Below are 9400 nucleotides of genomic sequence, written 5' to 3'. Positions count from 1 at the left end.
GCGTGGCACGAGCCGCGCTGCTGCGCAGTCCCCTTGCTCGGTCGGGAGCCAAAAACGTCTCCCTCCTCTTCGCGCGGCGCCGTCTCTGAATGTGCCAGCAAGCATGTCTTAAATGGCAATTTTTGGTTTTAAAGGCCATTGGCTTTAGAGAAGCTGTTTCGGGTTGGGCTTAAATGGTAATTTGTGTTTTAAAGTCAATGGGCTATGAGGAGTTGTTTCGGTTTTATAATTGCAGTGGCCGCTTAACCCGCTGTGCCGAACCGAGTTAAGGAGCGCTGGCCCGCTCCTTAACAATCCTGGGCCTTTTGGTGTTGTTGATTCGTCTGCTGCCTATTACCGGCTATGTTTCAGTTACCCCCAGCGTGGCACGAGCCGCGCTGCTGCGCAGTCCCCTTGCTCGGTCGGGAGCCAAAAACGTCTCCCTCCTCTTCGCGCGGCGCTGTCTCTGAATGTGCCAGCCAACTATGCACACCGTGCCGTTTCAGCGGCAAAATTTTTGTCTTTTTGTCTTTTTGTCTTTTTGTCTTTTTGTCTTTTTGTCTTTTAGTCTTTTTATCTTTCGCAGTTGACCTTTAATGTTGCCGGTTTTTCAGTAAATGCTTGTTGGCCGATTCAAAACCTACGCTGAGCGACGTGGAGCGAGACGCTTTTGGCTCGCGACCGAGTGAAGGGACCGCGAAGCGGCGTGGTTTAGGCCACACACAAATGTCACTGGAAAAAACTACAACCGAGGGCACGACACTGTTCAATTTGGACAAGGCGCAGGATTCCAAAGGAGGCGCGCCTTCGCCTCCTTTGGGCGGTCTGGGCCGCCGCCCAGTGAGCGCAGCGAATGCCCTTGCCCTTGACCTTGACCTTGACCTTGAAGTTAAAAGCAAATTTGCAATTAAAACCGAAACCCTTTGCTCGGAGTAAATTGACTTTTAAGCCATCCCACAAAAGATTTCCCTGTTTCTAAAACAGCCCCTCCTACGGGGATCCTCAAGGGCCCTCCCTTGAAGAACCCCGGACCGCCTCACCGCAGTAAAGCTTCAATCACTCTGACGTCGTCACACGCTTCCAGCGACAGTACCGCACGCCATAAATGCCTGGCCTGTTCCTCCGGAAGTGCCTTGCTTGCCAGAGAGATAAATTTATCCCACAGTTGCTGGTCATTGACCGGGTTAGCCGGGGCGCCAAGCGCAATATCGACCCGCAGGCTAAGGCGGTCACCCTGCTTACTCACCAGGGTAACCAGCGGTTCTCCGTCGGCGCTAAATGTCGGATCTACCTGCAAATTGACCCGGGCGATAGCCGCCAACAACACGGGGTCGCGTCGTTGAGTGCCGCCGTAGGCATCAAGCCCGGCATGTCCGTAGACCAGACGTGCTGCCACCGCATAACGGATACTCATTTGCGCCGCCGCCAGCGAGCTGATTTGCTCATCACCGCACATCTCATAGAGGAAAGGCGATAGGGTGATCTGCACCTCGGCAATATCACTACCGGCAACAGCCAGACGTTCAAGCAATATGCCAGTTGCGTCAATCGCTGAATGAGTACCACGACAGGAGGCATAAGGCTTGATTGAGCAACGCAGCAATTTCCAGACTTGCCCAAGTTCTGCCACCAGTGCTGCGGGCTCGGCCGTTGTCGGGGCCAGGGTTTGCAGAAAGCCGCCCCAGCGCGCGGTAAATAGCTGCCCCGGACCGCTTATCCCGGCCTGAGCGCTTAATACCGCCAGCACTCCCCCCTCGGCGGCTCTGCCAGCATGCAGTTTTTTGCTTTGCGAACCATCGTGGATAAAGGCCCACAGCCCCCCACTGAAGCTGCCGGCAATCCCCAGTGCGCTGGAGATTTGGCTGTCGTCCAGGGCCAAGAGCCTTGCCGCCGCCGCCGCCGCACCAAAGACGCCGCAGGTTGAGGTGGAGTGCCAACCGGCACCGTTATGTGCCGAGTAACCCCCGCAGGCTTCCAGCACTCGTCGCGCCACGTCGTAGCCAATCACCACGGCAGTAATCAACTCTTCGCCGCTGATTACCCGCTGACACAGAGGCAATATCGCCAGGATTGCCGGGATAACTACGGCACCGGAATGATCACAGCCGCCAGTATCGTCCAGCTCGAAGGCATGAGCAGCTATGCCATTAAGCAGTGCCGCATTACGCGCCGAAGTATATTCCTTACGGCCCCACAGCGTTGCCAGCGGCGTAGCCCCTTCACTGAGCAGCACCGCGCTCACCTCTTTCGCCACCTGACTGGTCGCTCCCACCAGCCCCGCGCCCAGCGTATCAATAAGATGACGCTTGGTTCGTGCGACCAGTTCAACGGGCAGATCCTCAAAACGGGTGTGGCGGATAAAGGACACCAGCTGCGATTGTGCATCTTGCCCTTTACTCATAATTGCACTCCATTTTGCGTATGTTGCTGCCAGATTTGTGCCGGATGGCTGGCCTCATTTTGTGGCTGGCTCTGAAGCCACCAGTCGGCCAGATGATCGGCGCGAGCCACCCAGACATCGGGATATGAGGTAATATAATCCAGCAGTTCAGCCAGCAGACCGATGCGTCCCGCCGTACCGATCACTTCCGGATGCAAGCGCAACACATAGCACAAGCCAAAGCGGTAAAAACCGTCAAAGTCCATTTTCATATTTTCCAAAGTGTGGCTATAGGAAGCAATGCGCGACTGGGCCGGCGGCACAGCGGGACTGAGATTAAAGGCAAAATAGGGTTCATCTTCCAGTTCATAATGCAGCGGCAACTCCACCAGGGTAGAGGGCAAACCGTCATTCATCGGCTGGAAGTAAGGCAGATCATCGCCGCGCCATGAGGAACTCCAGCTAATACCCTGTGCGCTGAGCGCATCGGCAAATCCCGGAGCCCAGTTGCCTGACGGGATACGAAAACCGCGCGGTTGGATGCCGGTATGCGTTTTTAGCGCCGCCTGACCGCGCTGCAGACTGGAAATTTGCTGAGCCAGCGTCAAGTTATCAAAATTGGCAAATTCATAGCCGCAGGTCGCCAATTCATGACCGCCTGCAGCAATTTGCCTGATTTTATCGGCATGTTCATCGGCCACAATACCGGGAACACACCAACTGCTGGGCATATTTTTATCCGCCAGCAACGCCAACAGACGGTCGATACCGCGCAGCGTGCCATAGCGCCACACCGACAGCGTCTTTTCACGCCCGGCCACCGCAGGCACCTGACTGAGGATCCCCTGAATATCATTAAAATCTACAGTGATCACCAGCGCACAGCGCTTCCCTTGCGGCCATTTGTCCAGGAGAGCGGGCTGTTTATTTAACATCGCTATGCTCCTGTCTCCACCAATGGGCAACGTCACGGCAGTGAGCAAACCAGACATCATCACGGCTGCGCAAGTGGTCAAAATATCGGTCAAGTAGCATAATGCGTCCTGGTTTACCGCTGATTTTTGGATGAAACAACGTGGTTAAACTGAGGCCTTCGTTCATGGCTCCATCGTACTCGCGGCACCAGTTATCCAGCGTTAGCGCATAGCTGGCGGTGCGATCCAGTCCTGACGGAAAATTTGGCTCACGGGTATAGGCAATAGAGGCATAATCATCCATTTCCCAACGTCCGGGGATCTCCACCAGCGGGGCATCATAGCCCGGCACCTTAATCAAATAAGGCCGATCGTCGCCGCGCATACTGCTGGAATAAGTGACACCCGCCTCAATCAACATTGCCGGAGTATCCTGATGCCAGTCGCCGGAGGGGGTGCGAAAACCTTCGGCGCGGATGCCGAGGTACTGCCAGAAGATGTTGCGGGATTTTTCCATCACCCAACGCTGCTTTTCGGCATCTATGGCGTAAAAAGACTCATGACGATAGCCGTGGTAAGCCACTTCGTGCCCGCGCTCGACAATCGCCTGACACTGTTTTGGCCAATTCTCGACCACCCAGGCAGGCACAAAAAAAGTAGCCGGTAGCTGATAGTCATCCAGCAAGTCGAGAATGCGGGCCAGAGCCCGATAGGGTCCATAGCCGCCAAAAGTGAAATACTCAGGCTTGTGCCAGATGGAGCCATTAAGCATGGCATCGCCGGTTGGACCATCGAGGTCAAACGCCAGTGCCATACAGCCTTTGTTACCTTGCGGCCATAAACTGGTCGCAGTCGATATCGTCATGAGTTATCCCGCTCTACAGTTGATTACTTGCCTTTATTAATCGAGACTTCCTTGATGGCGCCGTCTTGCAGACCCCATTTGGTGAGGATTTTCAGATAGGTGCCATCGGCGATCATGGCAGTCAGTGCCCCTTTCACACCTTCAATAAGCGCCGTATCATCTTTGCTGATGCCCATACCGGTCACCTGATAGGCAAAGGCTTTGCCCAACGGTTTGTAGGTATCTTTTTCCAGTTCCATAATGTAGGGCAGCGTTTCACTGCCCTGCACTACGCCTTCAATACGGCCCTGACGTAACTGAGTACGCGCATCGGCTGTTCCCTCGGCGCCGACCACCACAATCGCCGGTTTACCGGCCGGTTCGCAGTTGGCTGCACTCCAGGCGGCAATTTCAGCCGGGAAGGTGGTGCGACGGCTGGTGCCGACTTTCTTGCCGCACAAATCCAGCATGGTATTGATGTCTTTATGAGCAATGGTGGTATAGAACTGCGGACCGCTGTTGTAGTAGTCAACAAAGGTGGCAATGTCCTGGCGCGGTTTGGTATCCGTCATTCCGGAGAGGATCATATCCACGCGCTTGGTGGCCACGGCGTTAACCATTTGTTCGAAACCGATTTCCTGCCAGCTGATTTTACGATTGAGACGCTTGCCAATCTCCATGCCCAGGTCATAGTCCATACCGGTGAGCTGATTGGTTGCCGGATCTTTAAATTCCAACGGCGGGTAGTTGGGCATCATCGCCACTTTGATTTCTTCTTTTTGGCTCAATTCTGCGGCAGCGGTGGCTGAGGACCAAACGGCGGCATTCATCACCACACCGGCGGCAATCAGCGATAACAAGGTTTTCTTCAGCACTGGCTTGTTCATAAAGGTATTCCCATGTGTAAGAGTATTTAAATCAGCACGGCAGAAATAAAATTCTGCGTTCTGGGGTTTTGTGGATTCAGCAAAACATCTTCCGGATTACCACTTTCTATAATTCCGCCTTCATCCATAAAGACCACGCGATTAGCAACTTCTCGCGCAAAACCAAGTTCATGGGTGACAACAATCATCGTCATCCCTTCTGCAGCCAGGCTGCGCATTACCGCCAACACTTCGCCGACCATTTCAGGATCCAGCGCCGAGGTAGGTTCATCAAACAGCATTAGTTTGGGTTTCATCGCCAGGGCACGGGCAATGGCCACGCGCTGCTGCTGACCGCCGGAAAGCTCCATCGGATAGGCATCACGCTTGTGGGCCAGGCCAACGCGTTCCAGCAACGCCATCGCTTCCTGAGTGGCCTCTTTGACCGGTCGCAGCAATACCTGGCACGGACCTTCGATAATGTTTTCCAGCGCCGTTTTGTCGGGAAAAAGATTAAAGCGCTGGAACACCATGCCGGTTTTCAGCCGCTGGCGGGCAATCTGCTTATCGTTTAGTGGGTAGAGCTTTTTGCCCTCCATGCGATAGCCCACCAGTTCGTCATCGACCCAGATACCGCCGCTATCGATGCGTTCCAACTGATTAATACAGCGTAAAAAAGTGCTTTTCCCGGAACCGCTTGGCCCAATTACGCACATGACTTCGCCGTGTCTGACTTCGAGGTTGATATTTTTCAATGCCTGGAACTGGTCAAAATATTTATTGACGTTGACCGCGGTAATAATGTTTTTCATGGTTGGCTTCTCCTTAGCTGTTACGGCGGCGGGTGCCACGGCCAAAATAACGCTCAAGACGGTTTTGCCCCATCGACAGCAGCGTCACTACCACCAGGTACCAGATGCCGGCAACAAACAGCAGTTCCATTACGCGGGCATTGGCAAAGTAGATGGTTTGCGCGTTATAAAGCAGTTCGGAGTACTGGATCATGCTGGCCAGACTGGTGGTCTTCACCATACTGATAAACTCGTTGCCAATTGGCGGAATGATCACCCGCATGGCCTGGGGCAAAATAATGCGGCGCAGCGCATGCAGACGAGTCATGCCAATGGATTTCGCCGCTTCGTACTGCCCCTGGTCCACCGAAATCAACCCGGCACGCACCACTTCCGAGGTATAGGCTCCCTGGTTGATACTCAGCCCCAGCAGCGCCGCCATAAATGGCGACATAATGTCCACTGTCTGAATAGTGAACAGCCCAGGAATGCTGATCACCGGAAAAATCAGCGCCAGATTGAACCACAGCAGCAATTGCAGGATCAGCGGCGTACCGCGAAAAATCCAGGTATAGCCAATAGCCACGCTGCGTAATACCGGGTTGTGCGACATGCGCATCACCGCAACAATGACGCCAAAAATCACCCCCAGCCCCATCGCCAGGATCGACATGACAATGGTATTAGCCAGGCCAAACAGAATGGCCTGGGCGGTGAGAAATTGGCCAACAAACCGCCACTCAATTTTGCCGTGGGCAAAGGCATTGATCAGTAAAGCCAGTAACAGCAGGATCACCACCGAGGCGAAAATTCGGCCGTAGTAGCGCTGTGGTACGTAGCTGTAGTCGCTGAGATCTCTCACTGGTGTTTTGTTCTCCGGCACATTGGCGCGTAAGTTCGGCATAGCAAACTCCGTTGAGATTAAAGAGATAGACCGCTGTAAGCCGAAACCCAGGCGGATTGCTGCTGCAGCACAATTTTCAGACGTGAGATTTGCTCGGCCACGCGCAACGGCGAGGTGCCGCCCCAACCGCTGCGGGCATGGATTGCCGCTTCCAGCGTCAGGCAGTCGCGCACTTGCGGTAACAGGCGGCTATCGACCTGTTGCAACTGGGTATCGCTGAGTTGGTGTAATTCCAGTTGCTGCTGTTCGCAAAGCTGCACCAGTTGGCCGGTGATTTCGTGCGCCTCTTTAAAAGGCACGCCACGACGGGAAAGCCAGTCCGCCACTTCCGTTGCCAATGTAAAACCTTCAGGGGCATGTTCGCGCAGTCGCGCCACATTGACCTCCATGGTGTCGATCATCCCGGCCATGGCGGGCAGAACCAGCAGTAACTGGTCAACGCTGTCGATGGCATTGCGTTTGTCTTCGATCAGATCGCGATTGTAAGAGAGCGGCAAGCCTTTCATGGTGGTGAGCATGGCGCTGAGATTGCCAATCAGACGGCCACTTTTACCGCGCGTCAGTTCGGCGATATCGGGGTTTTTCTTTTGCGGCATAATGGAGCTGCCAGTGGCATAACCATCGTTTAACTCCACCCAGCGAAACTGCCGGGAGGCCCACAGGCAGACTTCTTCGCAGATCCGCGACAGGTTGACGCCAAGCATGCTGGCGGCGAACAGAAATTCAGCGACATGGTCACGGCTGGCGACGGCATCGATGGAGTTTTCACAGGCACCGTCGTAGCCCAAATCTTTGGCCGACAGTTCCGGATGCATGGCAATGGCTGAACCAGCCATGGCAGCAGCACCGAGCGGTGAGCGCGCACAGCGTTTGTCCCAGTCCTGAAAGCGTTCGACATCGCGGGCAAACGACTGGGCGTGGGCCAGCAGTTGATGGCCAAACACGATGGGCTGCGCCTGTTGCAAATGGGTAAAACCGGGGGCCAGGGTATGAATATGCAATTCGGCCTGCCTGACCAATGCCTGTTGCAGCGCTAGCAGAGCGGCGACAATCTTGCGACCATTGTCACGCAGATACAGGCGCAGATCGTTGGCTGTCTGGTCGTTACGCGAACGTCCGGCCCGCAGCTTGCCACCCAGCTCACCAAGACGTTCGGTGAGAACCCTTTCGATAAAGGTATGGACGTCTTCATCATTTTCGCTGGGCTGTACCAGGCCAGCACGAAAGTCGGCAGCCATCTGGGCAATCGCCGCCACCATTTGTTGAGTTTCCCGATCGTCGAGCAGTCCTGCGCGTTGCAACTCATAAGCGTGGGCGCGACAACCCTCCAGGTCATATTCGGTCAGGGCAAAATAGTAGTCAGGGCTACGAGATAAAGCGCTAAGCGCCGCTGCCGGACCTTGTTTAAAACGAGCACCCCACAGACGATCGACGGGCTGGGACATTGACGACTCCTTTTATGGCATAGATGTTGCAATTTGCTAACACAGAGGCTGTACAGGGCCGGGTCACAGGGGGCATAAGGGCAATTTGATTGCCGCGGTGCCCACCAGCAAAACGCGTGGCAGCGAACTGTTCAGCACTTGTAAATTTATTAATTGAGAAATCTTGGTTAATTGGATGTTGGCGTCATTTGTAGTGGGGGTAAATATATTTTATGGAAAGTCCACTTTCCAAATCAGGAAACACATCACCCACAAAAAGTGATTTAAACCAGGCGGGCATTGGTGTTGCAGATTTAAAGCTTTTGCGTGTCTTTAAGACGGTAGTGGAAGCCGGTGGATTTACTGCTGCCTGTAATGAACTAAATATTGGTCTGGCAGCGATCAGTAAACAAATCTCCGACCTTGAAGTGCGCTTTGGTATGAAACTTTGCACCCGTGGCAGAGAGGGTTTTTATCTTACCGAACACGGTAAAGTTACCTATCAAGCCTGTCTCGATCTGTTTTCATCCCTTAATCAGTTTCGTGACAAGTTAAATACTGCGCGCCATGATATGTTTGGCGAGCTGAATATCGGCATTATCGACAACAGCATTACTGATGAAAATTCACCAGTTATTCATGCGCTTGGCGTTATGCACCGCAAGGCAGCCAAAGTCAGTATTCGACTCCACGCCACCCAGCTTGACGAAATTGAACGCGGCATCCTCGATGGTCGCTTTACCTGCGGAATTATGCCGGTCTATCAGGAAAAACCTGACTTTGACTATTACGATCTTTATGAAGAAATAACCCATCTCTACTGCGGTGATAAACATCCGTTTTATCTTTTGGCTGATGAAGATATTACCCAACAACAAATAAAATCCGCAGAAATCGTCAACCATTTTTATGCCAATCACAGTGAAAAAAACAGTTATCTGCCGTTAGCAAACTCTAATGCTATCGCGGTGCAGGTGGAAGCTGTCAGCCTGCTTATTCTTACCGGCAACTATATTGGCTTTTTGCCAAAACACTATGCCATGCACCTTTTTGGGGGCAACAGACTTAAAGCTTTAGCCCCGGATAAAATAAAAATCACTACTCCCTTTAGCCTGGTAGTTAAAAAAGGCAGTGCATTAAATAATGTATTAACGCTATTTCTTAAGGCGTTACAGGATAACGGACAAAGCGCAGCGCTGCGTTCAGTGGGCTAGCTCCTGACGATATGCAGTCCAGGAATTGCGCACTAGCATAAGGCAACGCCTGTGCGCAGTGGTGCAACAGGGACTGCGACCTTA

General features: G+C 53.4%; 9 protein-coding genes. 2 read left to right on the top strand and 7 right to left on the bottom strand.

The genetic code is table 11. The features are described 5' to 3' along the window. Nucleotides 1-705: 705 nt before the first annotated feature. Nucleotides 706-915, top strand: coding sequence for a hypothetical protein (locus GW590_RS15155; RefSeq protein WP_169403884.1), 210 nt, complete (start codon nucleotides 706-708; stop codon nucleotides 913-915). A 100-nt stretch (nucleotides 916-1015) separates the two neighbouring features. Here the strand turns inward: GW590_RS15155 and GW590_RS15150 are convergent, their stop codons facing one another. From GW590_RS15150 to argH, 7 genes are read right to left on the bottom strand one after another with little or no spacing between them, the layout of a single operon-like run. Continuing rightward, nucleotides 1016-2380: an MmgE/PrpD family protein gene (locus GW590_RS15150; protein ID WP_169403883.1), complete on the bottom strand. Its 1365-nt coding sequence runs from the start codon at nucleotides 2378-2380 to the stop codon at nucleotides 1016-1018. Next, complete coding sequence (locus GW590_RS15145) at nucleotides 2377-3294, bottom strand: polysaccharide deacetylase family protein (protein WP_169403882.1); 918 nt, start codon at nucleotides 3292-3294, stop codon at nucleotides 2377-2379. The genes GW590_RS15150 and GW590_RS15145 overlap by 4 nt, the downstream gene beginning before the upstream one ends. Continuing rightward, a complete protein-coding gene (locus GW590_RS15140) occupies nucleotides 3284-4138 on the bottom strand; it encodes a polysaccharide deacetylase family protein (RefSeq protein WP_169403881.1) in 855 nt (284 codons plus the stop codon). Before GW590_RS15140 ends, GW590_RS15145 begins: the two co-directional genes overlap by 11 nt. A 23-nt stretch (nucleotides 4139-4161) precedes the next feature. Beyond that, on the bottom strand, nucleotides 4162-4989 hold the full coding sequence (locus tag GW590_RS15135) for an ABC transporter substrate-binding protein (protein ID WP_169403907.1): 828 nt from the start codon (nucleotides 4987-4989) through the stop codon (nucleotides 4162-4164). A gap of 41 nt (nucleotides 4990-5030) precedes the next feature. After that, the gene (locus tag GW590_RS15130; RefSeq protein WP_169403880.1) at nucleotides 5031-5795 is read right to left on the bottom strand and encodes an amino acid ABC transporter ATP-binding protein; all 765 of its coding nucleotides are present in this window, start codon (nucleotides 5793-5795) and stop codon (nucleotides 5031-5033) included. A 13-nt stretch (nucleotides 5796-5808) separates the two neighbouring features. Continuing rightward, complete coding sequence (locus GW590_RS15125) at nucleotides 5809-6678, bottom strand: amino acid ABC transporter permease (protein ID WP_169403879.1); 870 nt, start codon at nucleotides 6676-6678, stop codon at nucleotides 5809-5811. Nucleotides 6679-6695: 17 nt separating this feature from the next. Next, the gene (gene argH, locus GW590_RS15120; protein ID WP_169403878.1) at nucleotides 6696-8123 is read right to left on the bottom strand and encodes an argininosuccinate lyase; all 1428 of its coding nucleotides are present in this window, start codon (nucleotides 8121-8123) and stop codon (nucleotides 6696-6698) included. A 212-nt stretch (nucleotides 8124-8335) separates the two neighbouring features. Between argH and GW590_RS15115 the strand changes: the two genes are divergently transcribed. Then, on the top strand, nucleotides 8336-9316 hold the full coding sequence (locus tag GW590_RS15115) for a LysR family transcriptional regulator (RefSeq protein ID WP_169403877.1): 981 nt from the start codon (nucleotides 8336-8338) through the stop codon (nucleotides 9314-9316). Nucleotides 9317-9400 lie beyond the last annotated feature (84 nt).

Origin of the sequence: Rouxiella aceris, from assembly GCF_012933545.1 — a bacterium.
Taxonomy (GTDB): Bacteria; Pseudomonadota; Gammaproteobacteria; order Enterobacterales; family Enterobacteriaceae; genus Rouxiella; species Rouxiella aceris.
This window is presented reverse-complemented; position numbering and strand designations above follow the sequence as displayed.